This is a genomic window from Streptomyces lincolnensis, from assembly GCF_021173675.1.
GTDB classification, from domain to species: domain Bacteria; phylum Actinomycetota; class Actinomycetes; order Streptomycetales; family Streptomycetaceae; genus Streptomyces; species Streptomyces lincolnensis_B.
The window spans coordinates 111,946-131,194 of the sequence record NZ_JAIHON010000003.1 but is presented as its reverse complement, the minus strand read 5'-3'; the positions used below and the strand labels follow the sequence as shown (position 1 = coordinate 131,194).

Sequence of the window (19,249 nt, the reverse complement as noted above, 5' to 3'; positions counted from 1 at the left end):
CCGGCGATCAGGGCCTGCGGCCGGCTCCGCACCACATGGGCAGCCCGGCGGGGGCGGGCTCGTCGTCGGGTCCGGGGCGCCACCGGGGCAGCTCCACGACCCCCGGGTCCAGCAGGTCGGTGCCGTCGAAGAACCGGGTGACCTCGGCGTGCGTACGGGGTGTCGCGCCGGCCCGCTCGGCGGCGCGCTGGTTGTAGACGCGCATCGACGCGGCGACCTCCTCGGCGCCGATGTCCGCGGCCGGGTGGGACAGCACCAGATGGCTGCCCGGGGCGAGGGCGTCCAGGAGCCGCCGTGCGATGCCGTGCGGGTCGTCGGCGTCCGGGACGTACTGGAGGATCGCCACGAGCATGAGGCCGACGGGGCGGGACAGGTCGAGGGTCTGCCGGGCCACGGCGAGGATGCGGTCGACGTCGCGGACGTCGGCCTCCACGTAGTCCGTCGCTCCCTGCGGGGTGCTGACGAGGAGCGCGCGGGCGTGGGCCAGGACGATCGGGTCGTTGTCGACGTAGACCACGCGGGCGCCGGGGTCGACGCGCTGGGCCACCTCGTGGGTGTTGTCCGCCGTCGGGATGCCGGTGCCGATGTCGAGGAACTGGCGGATGCCCGCCGCCTGGGACAGCTCGCGGACGGCCCGCCCCAGGAAGGCGCGGTTGGCGCGGACGGCCGGGACGATCCTCGGGTTGGCCGCGGCGGCCAGCTCGGCGGCCTCCTGGTCGGCGGGGTAGTTGTCCCGGCCGCCGAGCCAGGCGTTGTAGACCCGCGCGGGGTGCGCCACGGAGGAGTTGATCGACGTTCCACCGGTCGGATGCCCGTGCATCGGCTCCGCTCCCCTCCCCGCCGTTCGTCGGCCACCGCACACCGTAGCCGAACTCCCTTGGTACCGGGCCGCGTTGCCGCTCCCACCCGTGCCGTCCCGTCCCGCGCGCCGCCGCGGGTGCCGGGCACGCCGAGCCGGGGGCGAAGATGGACAACTCACCCCGTGGCGCTAGCATCTGCCAACGCGCATCAGCCCAAATCGTGCGGCGAGCGAACCAAGGGGGCCCGAAGACCGATGCCGGTCAAGGTCAGCGTCATCATCCCTGTCTACAACCCGGGGATCTACATCGAGGACTGCATCACCTCACTCCAGCGACAGTCGCTGCCCCCGGACGAGTACGAGGTGATCTTCGTCGACGACGGCTCCACCGACGGCACGCCCGCCCGGCTGGACGCGCTCGCCTCCGAGGACCCCCGGGTCACGGTCGTGCACCAGGAGAACTCCGGCTGGTCGGGCAAGCCCCGCAACGTCGGCATCGCCGCCGCCAAGGGCGAGTACGTCATGTTCGTCGACAACGACGACTACCTCGGCGACGAGGCCCTGGAGCGGATGTACGACTACGGCGTCGCCCATTCCGCCGACGTCGTCGTCGGGAAGATGGCGGGCAAGGGCAGGGGCGTGCCGGTGGAGCTGTTCCGCCGCAACCACCCTCGTGCGAGCGTGGAGAACGCCCCGCTGATCGACAGCCTCACCCCGCACAAGATGTTCCGCAGGGAGTTCCTCGACGACATCGGACTGCGCTTCCCGGAGGGCAGGCGGCGGCTGGAGGACCATGTCTTCGTCACCGAGGCCTATCTGCGGGCCGGCAATGTGTCGGTGCTGAGCGACTACGTCTGCTACTACCACGTCAAACGCGACGACGCCTCCAACGCGGGCTTCCAGCGCTTCGACCCGGTGGGCTACTTCAAGAACCTGCGCGAGGCTCTCGACGTCGTCGACCGGTACACCGAGCCGGGGCCGGTGCGCGACCGGCTGCACCGGCGCTGGCTGCGGATCGAGATGGTCGAGCGGATGCGCGGCAAGCGTCTGCTGACGGCGCCGGAGGACTACCGCAAGGAGCTCTTCCGGGAGATCCACGGTGTGGTGGTGGAGCGTTTCGCGCCCGGTGTCGCGGCGGGGCTGCCGCTGACCCAGCGGATCATCGCCGCGCTGATCGCCGCCGACCGCCTCGACGACCTGGTGGCGTTCGCGGAGTGGGAGGCCTCCGTGGCCGTCCGGGCCGAGCCGGGCGGCATCCGGTGGGAGGGTGGCTCGCTCGTGGTCGACCTCACCGCCGAGTACCGGGCCGCCGGTGCGGTGATGACGTTCCCGTCCGGTCCTTCGGGTGCCGCGACCGGGGGTGCCCCGAAGGACGTGGCCGAGGCGATCGCCCTGGTGAGCGCCGACACGGTGAGCGCGTTCGGGAAGGCCACGGTGGATCTGCTGCTGCGCGAACGTTCCTCCTCCGCCCAGTACTTCCAGTCGGTGGACGTCACCCGGAAGATGGTCCCGGTGGGCGACGGCGAGCGGGTCCGGCTGGTGCTGCGGGCCACCGCGACCGTCGACCCCGCCAGCGCCGCGGACGGTGTCCCGCCGGAGCCCGGCCTGTGGGACGCTCTCGTCCGCGTGAGGCTGGGCGGCTGGACCAAGGAGTGCCGGCTGGGACCGAGTCCGCGCAAGGGCGACGCCGCCGCGCCCGCCGGTGTGGCGGCCGGCCGGGTGGTCCTGCCGTACTGGACCGTGAAGGGCCATCTCGCCCTGGACGTCGACCGGGCGACCAAGCGCCTCGGCCTGTCCGAGGTCACCAAGGCGACCGTCACCGAGGACCGGATCCGTGTGCCCGTGCCGGTGTACGTCCCCGGTGACACCGCGGTGGTGCTGCGGCTCACCGCCGCGAGCGGTTCCCTCGACGTTCCCGGCACACTCGCCCCGGACGGCGAGGGGTCGGTCCTGGAGGCCGCCGTGCCGGTCGCCGAACTCAAGGGCACGCCCCGGCGGCTGGCCCTGTGCCTGGTCCCCGGTGCGGACGAGCCGCGCTTCCTGCCGCTGCCGCTCGGCCTGCGCGCCGGGGCGGGCGGAGTACAGGTGGTGCGTCCTCCCGTGCCCGGTGCCGTGCGGCGACTGGCCCGCAGGGCGCGGCGCGTGCTCGGACGGGTGCGGCGCTCGGCGGCGAACCGGCTCAAGGCGCGCCGGGGCTGACCGCACGAACCCCGCACGGGGGCCGGACAGCACGAGAGCCTGGGTCCGGACCCTCTGCGGGGTCCGGACCCAGGCTCTGCCGAGCCGGAGCTCAGTGCTTGGCGGCGAGGTCCTCCAGGGACTTGCGCAGCGGCTCCCAGCCACGGGAGCGCGGGATGCCGAGGTTGCGGGCCTTCACCAGCGGCCGCCAGAACGGCGCCCCGACCAGCTTCTCGGGCGTCACCGCCTGCACCCGCTCCAGGATCGCCTCGGGCACCTTCTGCGGGTCGGGCACCTCGAACTCGGCCATGATCTCGTCGTACTTGTCGTGCAGCACGGTGTTGTCCGGGTCGGCGCCGAAGACCACCAGCTGACCGGTGGGCTGCGTGTCGACCAGGACGGTCACCAGCTCGGGACGGTAGCGGTTGAGGATCTCCACCACCTTGTAGACGTCACCGGTCCAAGCACCGGTGTGCCGGTCGCGGGCCGCCTCGTCGATGTTGCGCGGCAGCATGTCGTCGAGGACGATCACGCTGCCCCAGTCCGAGTACTTCTCCACGTTCATGAAGTCGCGCAGCGCGTACTCGAACAGGTGCATGCCGTCGATGAACGACAGGTCGAGGCTGGTCTTGCGCCAGTAGCCGATCGGGCTGCGGCCGCGGCGCAGGTTGCGCAGCGGGTGGCGGCCCCCCTTGAGGTGCTGGAGGGGGTTGTCGCGAGCGAAGAAGTCGTCACTGGTGGCCTTCACCAGGTGGACGTCGGTGCGGATCTCCGTGACCACCTTGAAGGCGGGGTCGATCGCGATGCTGGGGACGCGGGACAACGTCAGGCTGCGGCCGTCGTTGACGCCGATCTCCAGGTAGTTGCGGTTGGCGCTGACCTTGTGCAGCTCCCGGAGGAACTCATGGCGTTTCACGCGGGGCACTCCTTGCGGATCCGGGTAAGGGCTTCGTGCAGGGCTGTGCGCCGGTCACGCAGCGACGGCAGGCCCGGCTGCTGCCGGCCGCCGTGCGCGAGAGCGCGATGATCGTCGACGACGTCCACGGTGTCGCGACGGAACCGGGCGGTGCGCGCGAAGGCGCCGCCGTCCGGAAGTTCGGTGGTCAGGACGGGCCGGCCGGGCATTCCGGCGAGGGCGAGGCCGGCCGCGACGTCGTGCCGGGGGCGGTGGCCGAGTTCGTCGCGGATGCCGCCCTGCACGAACTCCGGTCGGGGACCGTCGAGTTCGAGGTTGCCCAGGGTGCCGGCGTAGGTCAGCTTGTCCGGCACCGTGCTCCGGAACGCGTCGGACTCGGGGGAGGCGAGCAGTGCCCGGACGTGGGTGGAGCCGATGAACCCCGCGGCACCGGTGACGAGAAGGTTCATGGATGGATCTGCACCTTGCTGTGGTCACCGAGGACGAGGCGGTGGGCGCTGGGCACCCGGGGCGCCGGGGTCACCTCGACGTGGCGGCCGATGAGCGAGGACTCGATCCGTCCCACACCGCGGATCGAGGAGTCACGCAGCACGATGGAGAACTCCAGCTCGCTGTCGGTGACTCGGCAGTTCTCGGCGATGGAGGTGAAAGGTCCCACATAGGAGTCGACGACCTCGGTCCCGGCGCCGATGACCACGGGGCCCACGACGCGGGAGCGCACGATGCGCGCGCCCTCCTCCACGACGACCCGGCCGATGGTCTCGGACTCCTCGTCGGCCTCGCCGTCGATGCGGGGCTCCAGGGTCTCCAGGACCCTGCGGTTGACCTCCAGCATGTCGCCGACGTTGCCGGTGTCCTTCCAGTAGCCGTTGATGACCGTGGAGCGGACCTCGGCGCGGCTGTCGATGAGGTGCTGGATGGCGTGGGTGATCTCCAGTTCGCCGCGCCAGGACGGCTCGATGGCGTCGACGGCCTGGTGGATGCGGGGCGTGAACAGGTAGACGCCGACGAGCGCGAGATCGCTTCTGGGGTGTTCCGGCTTCTCCTCCAGGCCGATCACCTGTCCGTCCGGGCCGAGTTCGGCGACGCCGAAGGACCGCGGGTCGGGCACCTGGGTGAGCAGGATCTGGGCGTCGGGACGGTGGGTGCGGAACTCGTCGACGAGGTCGGTGATGCCGCCGACGATGAAGTTGTCGCCGAGATACATCACGAAGTCGTCGTCGGCGAGGAACTCCCGGGCGATCAGTACCGCGTGGGCAAGTCCGAGGGGGCGCTCCTGGGGGATGTAGGTGATGTCCAGGCCGAACTTCGACCCGTCCCCCACGGCCTCCTGGATCTCCGCGGCGGTGTCGCCGACGATCATTCCCACGTCGGTGATACCGGCCGCGGCGATGGATTCCAGGCCGTAGAAGAGGACAGCCTTGTTCGCCACTGGTACCAGTTGTTTGGCCGAGGTGTGCGTGATCGGCCTCAACCGTGTCCCGGCGCCGCCGGACAGCACGAGTGCCTTCATCTGCCTCACCCTAGCCCGCCCGAACGGACCATGGCGAGTGCGTGGCTTGGACGTTACGGCACCACCACGGGTTCAGTCCTCGCCGCGGACGATGTTCCCCTCGGTGGCGGGCCGCGGAGCGTGCGGCACGCTCTTCTCCTCGACGGCCGGCAGCCAGGTCCGCAGGGCGTGCGTGCCGCGCAGGCGGCGGGCCCTGGACCACCCTGTCTCGGGCCGACGGGCGACGGGTTTCTCACTGGTCTGCGCGGTCACGGCGCTTCATCTTCCTTCTGTCGTTCGGACCGTCGTTGCGGCTGCGACGGTTCTGTCCGCGCCTCCGGGTCCCCTGCCACACTCCGGTCAAACCGGACGGCTCGTCCCCCGCACCGCACACGCATGTCACTCGTACGAGTGCTCAGGTGTTGGGGCGGGCCGCGCTGATGTCGCCCAGGGCCGACTCGGGGTCGCGTTCCATGGCCAGGTCGCCGAGGGCGACGATGCCGACGGGGCGGCCGTGGTCGACGACCGGGATGCGGCGTACGGCGTGCTCGCGCATGAGCTCGATGGCGCGGTCGAGGTCGTCCTCGGGGGTCACGGTGACCAGGTCGTCGCTGCACGCGCCGGCGACGGTGGTCTGCTCGGGGTCGCCGCCGTCGGCGAGCGAGCGCACCACCAGGTCGCGGTCGGTGACCAGGCCGCGCAGGTCGTCTCCGTCCGTCACCAGGACGGCGCCCAGGTCCTGGTCGCGCATGATGCGGGCCACCGCGGTCACGGAGGTCTGCGGTTCCACGGTGACGGGCGCGGAGGTCATGATGTCGCTGACGTGCTGGGGCATGACGTGCCTCCTTGTCGGGTGTCTCGGCCCCGGGTACCCCGCTGGGCGGGCCGTCCTCACCCGCGCAGCGTCAGTTCGCTCCAGACCTGCTTGCCGCCGCTGACCGGCACGGTCCCCCACGCGGCCGACAGTGCCTCGACCAGGAGGATGCCGCGTCCGCCGGTGGCCTCCCAGCCGATGCTGGTGGGCTTGACCGGGGTGCGCGGGGAGGCGTCGGTGACGGCGACGCGCAGCCGGTGGTTGATCCGGGTGAGGTCGAGGCGGACCCGGCCGTCGGTGTGCACGAGGGCGTTGGTGACGAGTTCGGAGACGACCAGCAGCACGGCGTCCATGTCGTCCGCCGGCACCCCCCAGGTGCGCAGGGTGCGGCGGGTGAAGCGGCGGGCCTGGCCGACGGCCTGCGGAACGCGCCACACGGTCCAGCCCTCGCGCTGGGGGCGGGTGGCCATGCCGTCGTAGCGCAGCAGGAGCAGGGCGACGTCGTCGCTGCGGCGGGCGTTGCCGAGCAGGGCGTCGGCGACGAGGCCCAGGTGGGTGGGGTCGGAGACGGCCAGGCCGTGCGCGAAGCGGTCCATGCCCACGTCGATGTCGTCCTCGGTGGTCTCGACGAGGCCGTCGGTGGTCAGGGCGATGACGGTGCCGGGTTGCAGTCGCAGCGGGCTCATCGGGAAGTCGGCCTGGGTGACCACGCCCAGCGGTGGCCCGCCCTCGGCCTCGGCGATCTCCGTACTGCCGTCCGGGTGACGCAGCACCGGCGGCAGGTGTCCGGCGCGCACGCACCAGGCGGAGCCCTCCTCCAGGTCGACGTCGACGTAGGCGCAGGTGGCGAACAGGTCGGTCTCCATGTCCGTCAGCAGCCGGTTGGCGTGCGAGACGACCACGTCCGGCGGGTGCCCCTCGACGGCGTAGGCGCGCAGCGCGGTGCGCATCTGGCCCATGAGGGTGGCGGCGCCCGCGCTGTGGCCCTGGACGTCGCCGATGACGAGGGCGACGTGGTTGTCGGGCAGCGGGATCACGTCGTACCAGTCGCCGCCGAGTTCCAGTCCCGCGGTGCTCGGCAGGTAGCGGGCGACGGCGACCGCGCCGGGCAGCTTGGGCAGGCGGCGGGGCAGCAGCTGGCGCTGGAGCATGCCGACGAGTTCGTGCTCGGCGTCGAAGGCGTGGGCGCGCATCAGGGCCTGTCCGGCGAGGCCGGCGGAGGCGGTGAGCAGGGCGCGTTCGTCGGTGCCGAAGTCGTGCGGGGCGTCCCAGCCGATCAGACAGGCCCCGGCCATCCGGCCGGCGGCGGGCAGCGGCAGTACGGCGAGGCCGCCGGGGCCGACGTCGGCGAGGGCGGGCTCCAGGGCGGCTCCGGCGGGCCAGATCTGGGCGCGGCCCTCGCGCAGCGCGGCGGCGAGCGTGGGCATGGCCCGCACCGGCGCGTCGGGCCACTCGCTGCGCCACTCCATGCGCCACAGCTCGGGCCAGGCCTCCGGTTCGGGCGGGTCGAGGACGGTGACGACGAGCCGTTCGTTCTCCAGCTCGGCGAGGGCGATCCGGTCGGCCTGGAGCGGGCCGCGCAGCGCGGAGACGACGGCCTGGCTTACGTCGTGGACGGTGCCGGCGACGGCGAGGGCTGCGGCCAGGCGCTGCACCCGGGCCACGTCGGTGACGTCGGAGCGCAGCGCGGAGACGTCGCCGACCGTGCCCACCAGCCGGGCCGGACGGCCCTCACCGCCGGGCAGGAGCCGGCCGCTCAGCCGCAGCCACCGGGGTGGTCCGGTGGGCTGGAGCACCCGGAACTCCAGCTCGCGCTCGCCGATGGACATGTGGTCGGCCTCCACCACGGACATCAGGGAGGGCAGGTCCTCGGGCACGGTCAGCCCGAGCAGGGTCTCGACCTTGCCGTCGAACGCCTCACGGGAGAGGCCGAACAGCTCCAGGATGTCGTCGCCGACCTCGACGCGTCCGCTGTCCATGGCGAGGCTGAAGGCGCCCGACTGGAGTTCCTCGCCCTCGGCCGGGCGGCCCAGGACCGGGCCGATCACGGCGTCGGCGATCAGTTCCAGGCAGGCTCGGCCCTCGCTGTCGAAGCCGGCCGCCTCCTCGCTCACCGCGAGCAGGCAGGTCCCGCCGCCGTCCCCCTGGCCGGGCAGGACGGCCAGGGAGAACTCCCGCGCAGGGGTCCGCCGGGACTCCGGGAAGGCGGCGAGCTCCGCGGGGCCCAGCCACAGGGGGCGTCCGGTACGCAGCACCTCGGCCACCGGGGAGCGCCCCGAGCGGGTGTAGCTGTCCCGCAGACCGTAGAAGGTCCTGGGGACGCCGACGGACTCGACCAGGCAGAGCGGGTCGCCGTCCGCACTGGGGGTGTACACGGCGGCGAAGGTCGCTCCCGCGAAGACCAGTGCCTGCTCCAGGACGCGGCGGAGCCGTTCGCGCGAGTCGGGATCGGTGGTGAGCGTTTTCAGGGCGTCTTCGGCACGCACGGTTCTCGATCTGCGTCCCGCAGCGCCCTCACTGACCACGTCCGCCATTACAGCGCGTATCCGGCACGTGCGCAGCCCCTGTGACCGTTCCGTGGAGCCCGCGCGGAGGCCGCGCTCGAAACCGACCGAACAAGACTTGACGCATGCGTTCCGCACGGCGATCTCGTGACAGCCGTGACTGTCCGCACCCGTCGGCCCACTGGAAGGCTCGTTGCCGGTTCCACGGAGGGGGTCGCATGGACAAGCGGTACGAGGTGTACGCGCTCGCCGACAGACACTTCTACGAGACGCCGGACCGGCTGTCCGCGGAGGGTGGGCAGGCGGCGCCGCTGTACGAGGCGGCGCGGCGGGCGGTGCCCGAGGGCTGGGACGGGTCACGCATCGGCGACTGGCTGACGCTGACGCCGCTCGGCCCGGACGGCGCCCCGGTGGCGGGCCCGGCCCAGGGCTGGAAGATCCACGCCTCGGCCACCCGGGCGAACGCGGAGCGGATCGCCGCGATCGTGTGGGAGTACTGCGTGCCCCGGCGCATCCCGTTCAAGTTCGTGCCCGGCCCGCACCTGCTGCACCTGCGCAACACCAAGTACGCGGCGCGCGACACCAGCGGCAAGTTCGTCACCGTCTACCCGGCCGACGAGGAGCAGCTGCACACCGTGCTGCGCGAGCTGGGCGACCTGCTGAAAGGCTTCGAGGGGCCCTACATCCTCACCGATCTGCGCTGGTACGACGGTCCGCTCTACGTCCGCTACGGCGCCTTCGCGCGCACCTTCGTCGTCGACGAGCGGGGCTCGCTGGTGCCGGCGGTGCGGGACGGCGCGGGCACGCTGGTGCCGGACCGGCGGGCGCCCTCCTTCCAGGTGCCCGAGTGGGTGACGCTGCCCGCCTTCCTCCAGCCGCATCTGGCGGCCCGCAACACCACGACGGTGGGCGAGCTGCCGTACCGCATCGAGAAGGCGCTGCACTTCTCCAACGGTGGCGGGGTGTACGCGGGCACCGACACCCGCGACGGGAGCAGGGTGGTGCTCAAGGAGGGGCGGCCGCACGCGGGGCTGGCCTCCGACGGGGCGGACGCGATCGCGCGCCTGGAGCGGGAGAAGTACGCCCTGGAGCAGGCGTCGGGGACCGGTGTGGTGCCGGAGGTACGGGACTGGTTCACGCTCGGTGACCACCGGTTCCTCGTCATGGACTTCCTGGAGGGACGCCCGCTCAACTCCTTCTTCGCCGAGCGGCACCCGCTGCTCACCCCGGACCCCGACCCCGAGGCCGTGGCCGACTACACCGCGTGGGCACTGCGCATCCACGGGCTGGTGGAGCGGGCGGTGGAGGCGGTGCACGCGCGCGGGATCGTCTTCAACGACCTGCACGTCTTCAACATCATGGTCGCGCCCGACGAGGAGTCGGTGTCCCTGCTCGACTTCGAGGCCGCGGCACCGGTCACGGAGAACGGGCGCCAGGTGGTCGCCCATCCCGGCTTCTTCGCCCCGCCCGACCGCAGGGGCGTGGACGTCGACCGGTACGCGCTGGCCTGTCTGCGGCTCGCCCTGTTCCTGCCCGTCACCACGCTGTTCGTGGTCGACCGGGGCAAGGCGGCCCATCTGGCCGAGGTGATCACCCGTCAGTTCCCGGACGTGCCGAGGGAGTTCCTCGACGAGGCGGTCGCGGAGATCGCCCGGGACCCGGTCGCGCGGCCGTCGTCCGCACTGCCGGCCGCCTATGCCGACCCCGGCGACTGGCCCTACAGCCGCGACTCCATGGTCAAGGCGATCCTCGCCTCGGCCACCCCCGACCGCGAGGACCGGCTCTTCCCGGGCGACATCACACAGTTCAACGACGGCGGCGGCCTCGGTCTCGCGCACGGCGCGGCCGGCGTGCTGTACGCGCTGGACGCGGTCGGCGCCGAACGCCACGAGGAGGGCGAGCGCTGGCTGCTGGCCCGCACCGCGCCCGCGCCGACGGGCACGCCACTCGGGCTGTACGACGGACTCGCGGGCGTCGCCCACGTCCTGGACCGGCTCGGACACCGGCAGCGCGCGCTCGACCTGATCGGGGCGATCCTCGCCGAGCGCTGGCAGAACCTCTCCTCCGACCTGCACGGTGGCCTTGCCGGACTGGGTCTGGTGCTAGGCGAGTTGGCGCGGACGACCGGCGAGCCGGAGCTGCGGGACCGCGCCGCCGAGGCCGCCGACATCCTCGTACGACGTCTCGCGGAACCGCCGGCCGACACGCCCCGGCGGCGGGCCGGGCTCATGCGAGGGGCCACCGGGCCCGCGCTGTTCCTGCTGCGGCAGTACGAACGGACCGGTGAGACCCGGCTGTTGGACGCTGCGGGGGTGGCGTTGCGCCGGGACCTGGCGTGCTGTGTGACGCACCCGGGCGGCTCGCTGGAGGTCGACGAGGGCTGGCGGACGCTGCCGTACCTCGGCGACGGGAGTGCGGGCATCGGGATGGTCCTGGACGACCTCCTGGCCCATGTCACCGATGCCGACGGGGAGTTCGAGCGCGCCCGGAGCGGCATCCTGACCGCCGCGACCAGCCGCTTCTACGTGCAGCCCGGCCTGCTCCAGGGCCGCGCCGGAATGATCCTGCACCTCGCTCGCACCGGCACGCCCGGCGCGAGTGACGCACGGCTCGCCGAACAGATCGCCGGACTCGGCTGGTTCGCGATGTCGTACCAGGGCCAACTGGCCTTCCCAGGACACCAGATGATGCGTCTGTCGATGGACCTGGGCACCGGAACGGCAGGGTGCCTGCTCGCGCTCGGCGCGGCCCTCGGCACCCGGACCGAGGCTCACCTGCCGTTCCTGCCGCCGATCGGGCGGCCCCCACAGCGCGGTTCCGCGACCTGACGGAGCCGTGACGCAACCCCGTCCCCACGGGAGACGACACCGAAGGAAGGAAAACGACATGGCACTTCTCGACCTGCAGACGATGGAGACCGAAGAGCGCACCGAGGGCGGTGGCCCCAGCACCCTCAGCCTGCTGTCCTGCGTCAGCGCGGCGAGCCTCACGCTCTGTCTCTGACGGGCACCGCGAGTCCACGGCCCCGGGCGGTTCCTTCCCGCGAGGAAGGGGCCGCCCGGGGTCCCGCACCCGCCGAGGGGGCCGCCGCCGCATGACCACCGCCCCGGAACCCGCCCCGGTGCCGCACGGGCCGTTCGGTCCGGCCCCCGCCCGCTGTCTGGTCCTGTGCCTGGTGAGCACGGCCGCGACCGGCGCCGGACTGCTGCTGCCGGCCGCCCTGGGCCGCACCCTGGACCTGCTGCTGGCGCGGGCCCCGGCCACCGACTGGGTGCTCCGCTGCGCCGGGCTCGTCCTGCTGCTGGCGCTGCTCGACGGCTGCGAGACCGTACTGCGCGGCACGGTCGACGCCCGCACCACGGCCTGGCTGCGCCGGCGGCTCACCGGCCACGTCCTGGCCGTCGGACCGCGCGCCGCCGCCCGCTTCGGCCCCGGGGACCTCGTCGCCCGCCTCGTCGGCAACGCCGCCCAGGCCGGCACGGCACCGACCGCCCGCGCCGCCCTGCTCTCCGCGGTCGTCGGACCGGTCGGCGGCATCGTCGCACTGGGACTGATCAGCCCCTGGCTCGCCGTGGTGTTCCTGGCCGGAGCGCCGGTGCTGGCGCTGCTGCTGCGCGCCTTCGCCCGCGACACCACGGAATGCGTGACGCACTACCAGCGCGTGCAGGGCCGGATCGCCGGGGCGCTCGCGGAGGCCGTCGCCGGACACCGGACCATCGCCGCGGCCGGGGCGGCGGACCGGGAGACGGCCCGGATCCTGCGGCCGCTGCCCGAGCTGTCCCGGGCCGGACACCGGATGTGGCGGGTGCAGGGGCGGGCGAGCGGCCAGGCCGTCGCCGTGGCGCCACTGCTCCAGCTCGGGATCGTCGCCGTCGCCGGGGTCCTCCTCGTCCGGCACCGCCTCACCGTCGGCGAGGTGCTCGCGGCCTCCCGGTACGCGGTCCTGGCCACCGGTGTCGGCGTGCTGGTCGGCCACCTCGCGGGCCTGGCCCGGGCCAGGGCGGCGGCCGGGCGCCTGGGCGAGGTCCTGGCCGAACCCGCCACCGCCCACGGCTCCCGTTCGCTGCCGCCCGGCCCGGGGCGCCTGGAGCTGCGCGGGGTCACCGCCCGGCGCGGCGGACGGCCCGTGCTGGACGGGCTCGACCTCGTCGTGCCCGGCGGGACGACCCTCGCCGTGGTCGGCAGGTCGGGCGCGGGCAAGTCGCTGCTCGCCGCGGTCGCCGGGCGGCTCACCGACCCCGACGAGGGCGAGGTCCTGCTCGACGGCGTGCCCCTGCGCGACCTCACCCACGAGGCGCTGCGCCGCGCGGTGGGCCACGCCTTCGAGCGGCCCGCCCTGCTCGGCGACACCGTCCAGGACGCCATCGCCCTCGGACCGGCCTCCCCCTCCCCCGCCCGGGTCCGGGAGGCGGCCCGCACCGCCCGCGCGGACGACTTCGTCCGCCGCCTCCCCCACGGCTACGCCACCGCCGTCGCCGACGCGCCCCGCTCCGGCGGCGAGTCCCAACGCCTCGGTCTCGCCCGCGCGTTCGCCCACGGCGGCCGCCTGCTCGTCCTCGACGACGCCCTCTCCAGCCTCGACACCGTCACCGAGACCCACATCACCGACGCCCTCGTCCACGCCGGCCCGGACAGCACCCGCCTCCTGATCGCCCACCGAGCCTCCACGGCGGCCCGCGCCGGCCGGGTGGCCTGGCTGGACGGGGGGCGGGTGCGGGCGGTGGGCACGCACGGGGAGCTGTGGGAGGAGGCGGGGTATCGGGCGGTGTTCGGGGGGACGGAGGGAAGCGAGGAGGCCGAGGCCGACGTCAGGGGCGGGCTCGGGGCAGGCGGGGGATCCGGGGGAAGCCGCCGGGTTGGGGGCAGTGCGAAGGCCGGGGTGAACGGGCGGTCCGGCGGTGGGCGTGATCGCGGGAGCTCCCGCCGGGGCGCACCACCCACCGAGCCCGGTGAGGGAGGGCCCGCCGAAGGACCTGGCGCGGTTCCGCTCTCTGAAGAGCACGGCCGGACCGGGGCAGCCGAGGAGCCCTGGCGGCGCACCGACCCCGACGAGCCGAGCCGGGTCGGGTGTCGCGGTCGGGCCGGGGAGGGGGAGCCGTCGTGAGCGAACGGATCTCTCGGCTCGGGCTGCGGTTCCTGCGGGCCCGGTGGCGGGTGCTGGTGCGGCTCGGTGGGTGGTCCGTGCTGGAGACGGGGCAGACATTCCTGACCGGCTATGCCCCGGCCCGTGCTCTGGACGCGGGGTTCCTGGCCGGGCGGCCGGAGGTCGGGCTCGGCTGGCTCGGGGTGGCCGGGCTCGGGGTGCTCGTGGGCGCGTACGGCACGGCCCGGGTGTACGCGGCGGTGGCCGCGCTGGCGGAACCGCTCCGGGACCGGCTGGTCGAGCGGGTCGTGGCGCGCGGGGTGCGGGAGGCGGACCCCGGGGCGCTGTCGGGGCTCACCCAGCAGGTGGAGATCGCGCGGGACACGTTCGCCGGGCTGGTGATGGTGTCGCGGTCGTTCCTGTTCACCAGCGTCGGCGCCCTGGTCGGCCTGTTCTCACTGGACCCGCTGCTCCTGCTGGTCGTCGGGCCTCCCCTGCTCGCCGGGGTGGGCCTGTTCGCGGCGACGCTGCGGCCGCTGGCGCGCAGGCAGGAGACCTTCCTGGTCGCCGACGAGGAGCTGGCCGAGAACCTCGGGGCCGTCTGCCCGGGGCTGCGGGACATCACCGCGACCGGCGCGGAGGCCCGGATCGCCGCCGGGGCGGACAGCCGGATCGACGCGGAGCTGCGGGCCGCCCGTTCCCTGGCCCGCTGGGGCGTCCTGCGCGCGGCCTCCCTCGCGCTCGGCGGTCAGCTGCCGATCGTGCTGCTGCTCGTCGCCGCGCCCTGGCTCCTCGACCGCGGCGTCACCCCGGGCGCCCTGGTCGGCGCGCTCGCCTACGTCACCCACTCCCTCCTTCCCGCCCTGAACAACCTCGTCCACGGCCTGGGCACCAGCGGCTCCCGCCTGGTCGTGGTGCTGCGCCGACTGATCCGGGAGAGCACCACCGACGGCACCGGCACCACCGACAGCGCCGGCACGAGCCACAGCGGCAGCGGCAGCGGCAGCACCTACTCGAACCCGCCCCGCCCCGCCCGCCCCGCCCGTCCCACCGGCCCCGCCCCGGCCCTCTCCCTCACCTCCGTCACCTTCGCCTACGGCCCCCACAGCGCCCCCGTGATCGACGATCTCGACCTCGACGTCCCGGCCGGCGCGCACCTGGCCGTCGTAGGCCCGAGCGGGATCGGGAAGTCCACGCTCACCGCGCTGGTCGCCGGGCTGCTGCGGCCCCGCCGGGGCACGGTAAGGGTGGACGGGCGGCCGGTGACGGAGCCGGGCGCGGTCGGACGGCGGGTGCTGATCCCGCAGGAGGCGTACGTCGTCACCGGCACCCTCGCGGAGAACCTCGGCCTGTTCCGGCCGGACCCGATTCCCGAGGCGGAGCTGCTCGCCGCGGCGGGGGCGGTGGGACTCGCGCCGCTGCTCGAAGCGCTCGGCGGACCGTCGGCGACCGTCGATCCGGCGGCCCTGTCCGCGGGCGAGCGGCAGCTGGTCGCGCTGACCCGGGCCTATCTGTCGTACGCCCCCCTGGTGTTGCTGGACGAGGCGACCTGCCACCTGGACCCGGCGGCGGAGGAACGCGCCGAGCGCGCCTTCGCGGCCCGGCCCGGCGGCACCCTCGTGGTCGTCGCCCACCGGATCAGCTCGGCCCGCAGGGCGGACCGGGTGCTGGTGATGGACGGGCGGCGTACGGCGTACGGAACGCACGAGGAGTTGGTACGCGGTTCGGCGCCCTACCGTGCGCTGGTGGGGGGCTGGGCCACCGCGTCCTCCGGGCGGTCAGAGCCAGCCCTCGCCCTGGGAGATCCGGATCGCGTCGATGCGGTTGCGGGCCCCGGTCTTGCGGGTGATGGCGGCCATGTAGTTGCGCACCGTCCCGTGGGACAGGTGCAGGCTTCCGGCGATCTCGGCGACGGAGGCACCCTCCGCCGCCAGGGATAACACGCTCAGTTCTCTGCGGGTCAGCGGCATCTGCGAGGCCTTGAGGAAACCGAAGCCCAGCGAGTCGTCGACGAAACGTTTCCCCTCCGCGACCCGGCGGATTCCCCGGACCAGGTTCTCCGGCGCGCCCTCCTTGTCGACGTAGCCGAGCGTCCCCACCTCGGCGGCCCGCTTCAGCAGGCCGGGCCGGTTCGCGGCGGCGAGGACCAGCAGCCGGGGCGGGGTCAGGTCCGGGCCCCGGGCGCACAGCTCGCCGAGGGGCGGGATGCCGTAGGAGTCGGAGCACTCCAGGTCGGCCGCGCAGACGTCCGGCCGAACGGCGCGCACCTGTCCCGACGCGCCGCGCCAGGAGGTGTCGTGGACCCCGAGATCGGGTTCCCTGCGCAGCCACTCCGCCAGGATCGATCGCACCAGACACTCGTCGTGCACCAACAGCACCCGGATCACTTCCGCCCCCTCCGCCGACCGAACGTCGCCACATGGTGTTGAGCGCGTGCCCCATTGTTCGCGTCCGTCACCGTCCGCGGGCGTGAGGAACCGGCCATCGAGGGGCGCGGGGGCGCACACCCGGCGCTCGCGCGCGGCTACGCGCATCGACTGAGGGGGCATGGGTCCGGGTCTGCTGGGTACGCGGTCGGCCTCACCCTCGCGCCGGGCATTCGTGTGCCGTCGGCGGCCGTGGTGGGGCCGTACGCACAGACCGGTCCGGCCCTCCCGCCGGAGGGCCGGACCGGTCCACCACCGACCGGAACCGCGGTGCGGCCGGGGTGGGTTCATCTCATGGGGCGCGGGGGTCAGTTGGTCTGGGTCAGACCCGACTCGCCCTCGGCTCCGGTGCCGGTCTCGTGACCGACCCCGGTGTCCTCGCCGACCCCGGCCTCCTCACCGGCTCCGGCCTCTTCGCCGGCGCCCGCTTCCTGACCGGCGCCCGCTTCCTCGCCCGCGCCCGCTTCCTCACCGGCTCCGGCTTCCTCGCCACCGGCCTGGTCGCCCGCACCGGCCTCCTCACCGCCTGCCTGGTCCCCCGCACCGCCGGCCGCGCCGCCCGCGCCGAGTGTCGCGCCGACCGCTTCCAGGGCGGTGGTGACCGGCTGGAAGAAGGTCTCGCCGCCGACCGTGCAGTCGCCGCTGCCGCCGGAGGTCAGGCCGATGGCCAGACCGTCCTGGGTGAACAGGGAGCCGCCGCTGTCGCCGGGCTCGGCGCAGACGTTGGTCTGGATGAGTCCGGTGACCGTGCCCTCCGGGTAGTTCACGGTGGCGTCGAGTCCGAGGACCTGGCCGTCGGCGAGCCCGGTGGTGCTGCCCATCCGGAACACCTCCTGGCCGACCGCGGCGTCCGCGGCCTGGGAGATCTGGACGGTCTGGCCGCCGCCGACGTTGACCTCGCTCGGCGCCTCGGTGGCCGGGTCGTCGTACTTCACCAGGGCGAAGTCACCGGCACCGGGGAAGGTGGCTGTCTCCGCGTCGACGGTGGCGATCGGCTCGCCGCCCTCCGTGTCGGACCACGCGGCCTCCGCGACCCCGCAGTGACCGGCGGTCAGGAAGGCGGGGCTGCCGTCGCCCGCGACGACGTTGAAGCCGGCCGAGCAGCGTGCGCCGCCGCCGAAGATGGCGTCGCCGCCGGAGAGGAAGGTCTTGAAGGTGCCGGCCGACTTCTTGATGGTGGCCATGCCGGAACCGAGGGTGTCGACCGTCGATTCCAGTCTGTCCCACTTGGCACCGGTGACCGTGGAGTCCGCGGTGACGAGGATCTTGTTCGTCCGCGGGTCGACGGCCCAGGAGGTGCCGGGGATGGTCGCCTCGGTCTTCAGCGTCTGCGCGCCGGCGGACAGTTCCGAGAGGCTGTTCTCCACCTCGCGGACCTTGGCGCCCGCCTTCTTCGCCTGGACGATCACGTTGTTGTCGTCGCCGGAGATGACGTTGACGACCAGCTGCTGGCTGTCACTGTCGTAGTAGGAACCGGCGAAGGCTTCGCCCAGCAGGCCCTGGAGTTGCGAGGCGAGGTCCGAGGCATCCCCTGCCTTCAGGGTCCTCGGCGCGGCGGCGGCGTCGTCCGACGCGCCGTCCTGGGACGCGTTGGCGTTGGGGAGCAGGATGGCGGCGGCTCCGAGCGCCACCACACCGCCCGCCGCTATCGCGGCCTTGCGCTTCGGAATTCGCTTGTGACTCAAACTTCTCGACCTCCTGAGGGACCGGAGTGTGCTGCCGCCGGGCGGCAGTTGTTGGGGGGCGCCTGGATGGCAGGAGGTACGCACGGCTCGTGCGGGGCGTTCAATTCCGTTTCCGCGCGCCCCGCGTGCGACCGCGAATCGGCCATGACCGGCGCCGGACGCCGCGGCAGGGGGAACAATCCCCCATATGACGATGACCACCGCCGAAGCCGACAAGATCCTCACCGACGACTTCGCCCCTTGGGTGCTCGAACTGGGCCTGCGGGTCGAGGCCGTGGGCGAGGACCGCGCGATCCTGCGACTTCCCTGGTCACCGCGGCTGGCCCGGGAGGGCGGCGGGCTGTCCGGGCAGTCACTGATGGCCGCCGCCGACACGGCGACCGTGCTCGCCGTCTCGGCGGCCCGGGGCGGGTACGGACCCATGACGACGGTGCAGCAGTCCACGTCCTTCCAGCGCGCGGTGACCGGTTCGGATGTCCTGATCGAAGCGGTGGTCACCAAGCTGGGCCGCCGGATGGCGTTCGCCGACATCACGCTGACCGACGAGGCGTCCGGGAAGACCGCGGCACGGGCGAGCACGGTCTACGCACTTCTCGACTGACGTCCGAGCACTCCTTGACTGACGTCCGAGCACTTCTCGACTGACGCCCGACCCCGTTCGGACTGACACGGTCGGCAACCGGCCCGCAACGGTCGGTCGCGAACACGGCGTCGAATCCTCCCTCCAGAGAATCTGCACACCTGCCCCCCAAGGGCATCACGGCACGGAAATGAATCGCGCGGCGGAATGACGGACGCCGACCATTGGCGCGGAGTGTCGGATTCGCTCGCCGGACCGCAAGAGTTCGCGCGGGCCAATGCGGCGGCCCATGTGAAGAACTCGCCACCACGGCGTGCACAGTCCTGCACGCAACGGTGCTCATGAGGCACAAGTGCCCTGGTGGGACGGATGGTTGATTGGATGCGCGCCACCGCAGCGTGCTTTGATCCATCGCACCGCAGGGGCCGACAGGGCCTTCGGGAACGAAGGTGCTGGTGCTTGCGGTCGCGGCCGTCCGTCTGTCCCCAGAGGGGGCCGCTCCCCCCCTTGTGAAATATCCATATGAAGGGAAGTTCCATCATGAACTCCACCCCCCAGGTTGAGACCGTCGAGATCTCCGACGCCGAGCTCGACAACGTCTCCGGCGGCCTGCAGCTGAACGCCCTGGGCACCGTCACCAACCTGGTGGACGGCGTTGCCCCGGTCTCCGGCCTGGTCAACACGGTCGTCGGCACCGTCGAGGGCGCCACCGGCCTGAACACCGGTGCGGTCACCAACCTGGTTTCCGGTCTCTGATCGCACCAGATGTGAT

The 19,249-nt window shown here is 73.2% G+C and carries 14 protein-coding genes and 2 pseudogenes; 7 read left to right on the top strand and 9 right to left on the bottom strand.

All coding sequences use genetic code 11. The features are described from left to right. Positions 1–7: 7 nt before the first annotated feature. The gene (locus K4B79_RS07770; protein ID WP_232025558.1) at positions 8–820 is read right to left on the bottom strand and encodes an SAM-dependent methyltransferase; all 813 of its coding nucleotides are present in this window, start codon (positions 818–820) and stop codon (positions 8–10) included. Between the two features lie 234 nt (positions 821–1,054). Here K4B79_RS07770 and K4B79_RS07765 point away from each other — a divergent pair, with 234 nt between their 5' ends. Beyond that, positions 1,055–2,998: a glycosyltransferase family 2 protein gene (locus tag K4B79_RS07765; RefSeq protein ID WP_232025557.1), complete on the top strand. Its 1,944-nt coding sequence runs from the start codon at positions 1,055–1,057 to the stop codon at positions 2,996–2,998. 91 nt (positions 2,999–3,089) lie between these two features. Here the strand turns inward: K4B79_RS07765 and K4B79_RS07760 are convergent, their stop codons facing one another. The 6 genes and pseudogenes from K4B79_RS07760 to K4B79_RS07735 all read right to left on the bottom strand — a co-directional run bounded on the left by K4B79_RS07760 (position 3,090) and on the right by K4B79_RS07735 (position 8,724). Continuing rightward, the gene (locus tag K4B79_RS07760) at positions 3,090–3,893 is read right to left on the bottom strand and encodes a methyltransferase type 11 (RefSeq protein ID WP_067443491.1); all 804 of its coding nucleotides are present in this window, start codon (positions 3,891–3,893) and stop codon (positions 3,090–3,092) included. A 263-nt stretch (positions 3,894–4,156) separates the two neighbouring features. Continuing rightward, a pseudogene (locus K4B79_RS07755) lies at positions 4,157–4,342 on the bottom strand (NAD-dependent epimerase/dehydratase family protein); the annotation flags it as partial. Next, the gene (locus tag K4B79_RS07750) at positions 4,339–5,406 is read right to left on the bottom strand and encodes a glucose-1-phosphate thymidylyltransferase (RefSeq protein WP_232025556.1); all 1,068 of its coding nucleotides are present in this window, start codon (positions 5,404–5,406) and stop codon (positions 4,339–4,341) included. The pseudogene K4B79_RS07755 and the gene K4B79_RS07750, both read right to left, overlap by 4 nt. Before the next feature lie 72 nt (positions 5,407–5,478). Then, entirely contained in the window at positions 5,479–5,658 is a 180-nt protein-coding gene (locus K4B79_RS07745; RefSeq protein WP_232025555.1) for a hypothetical protein, read from the bottom strand. A 142-nt stretch (positions 5,659–5,800) separates the two neighbouring features. Beyond that, positions 5,801–6,220: a CBS domain-containing protein gene (locus tag K4B79_RS07740; protein ID WP_232025554.1), complete on the bottom strand. Its 420-nt coding sequence runs from the start codon at positions 6,218–6,220 to the stop codon at positions 5,801–5,803. Between the two features lie 56 nt (positions 6,221–6,276). Continuing rightward, positions 6,277–8,724: a SpoIIE family protein phosphatase gene (locus tag K4B79_RS07735; protein WP_232025553.1), complete on the bottom strand. Its 2,448-nt coding sequence runs from the start codon at positions 8,722–8,724 to the stop codon at positions 6,277–6,279. 197 nt (positions 8,725–8,921) lie between these two features. On the opposite strand from K4B79_RS07735, the gene lanKC reads away from it, so the two are divergent. From lanKC to K4B79_RS48555, 4 genes are all read left to right on the top strand, one after another. Next, a complete protein-coding gene (lanKC, locus tag K4B79_RS07730; protein ID WP_232025552.1) occupies positions 8,922–11,531 on the top strand; it encodes a class III lanthionine synthetase LanKC in 2,610 nt (869 codons plus the stop codon). A 58-nt stretch (positions 11,532–11,589) separates the two neighbouring features. Next, positions 11,590–11,706 carry a SapB/AmfS family lanthipeptide gene (locus tag K4B79_RS07725; RefSeq protein ID WP_232025551.1) on the top strand — a complete coding sequence of 39 codons (117 nt, stop codon included), beginning with the start codon at positions 11,590–11,592 and terminating at the stop codon, positions 11,704–11,706. A 91-nt stretch (positions 11,707–11,797) separates the two neighbouring features. Continuing rightward, a complete protein-coding gene (locus K4B79_RS07720) occupies positions 11,798–13,807 on the top strand; it encodes an ABC transporter ATP-binding protein (protein ID WP_232025550.1) in 2,010 nt (669 codons plus the stop codon). Then, positions 13,804–15,726 carry an ATP-binding cassette domain-containing protein gene (locus tag K4B79_RS48555; protein WP_374208433.1) on the top strand — a complete coding sequence of 641 codons (1,923 nt, stop codon included), beginning with the start codon at positions 13,804–13,806 and terminating at the stop codon, positions 15,724–15,726. The genes K4B79_RS07720 and K4B79_RS48555 overlap by 4 nt, the downstream gene beginning before the upstream one ends. On the opposite strand, the pseudogene K4B79_RS07710 reads toward K4B79_RS48555, so the two are convergent. Together K4B79_RS07710 and K4B79_RS07705 are read right to left on the bottom strand one after the other, a co-directional pair. Further along, positions 15,649–16,320 (bottom strand): annotated as a pseudogene (locus K4B79_RS07710) (LuxR C-terminal-related transcriptional regulator); the annotation flags it as partial. The gene K4B79_RS48555 and the pseudogene K4B79_RS07710 sit on opposite strands and share 78 nt — an antisense overlap. A 200-nt stretch (positions 16,321–16,520) precedes the next feature. Continuing rightward, positions 16,521–17,897: a S1 family peptidase gene (locus K4B79_RS07705; protein ID WP_232025548.1), complete on the bottom strand. Its 1,377-nt coding sequence runs from the start codon at positions 17,895–17,897 to the stop codon at positions 16,521–16,523. Between the two features lie 187 nt (positions 17,898–18,084). On the opposite strand from K4B79_RS07705, the gene K4B79_RS07700 reads away from it, so the two are divergent. Then, positions 18,085–18,498 carry a PaaI family thioesterase gene (locus tag K4B79_RS07700; protein ID WP_232025547.1) on the top strand — a complete coding sequence of 138 codons (414 nt, stop codon included), beginning with the start codon at positions 18,085–18,087 and terminating at the stop codon, positions 18,496–18,498. A 519-nt stretch (positions 18,499–19,017) separates the two neighbouring features. After that, the gene (locus tag K4B79_RS07695) at positions 19,018–19,233 is read left to right on the top strand and encodes a type A2 lantipeptide (RefSeq protein ID WP_232025546.1); all 216 of its coding nucleotides are present in this window, start codon (positions 19,018–19,020) and stop codon (positions 19,231–19,233) included. The last annotated feature ends 16 nt before the right edge of the window (positions 19,234–19,249 follow it).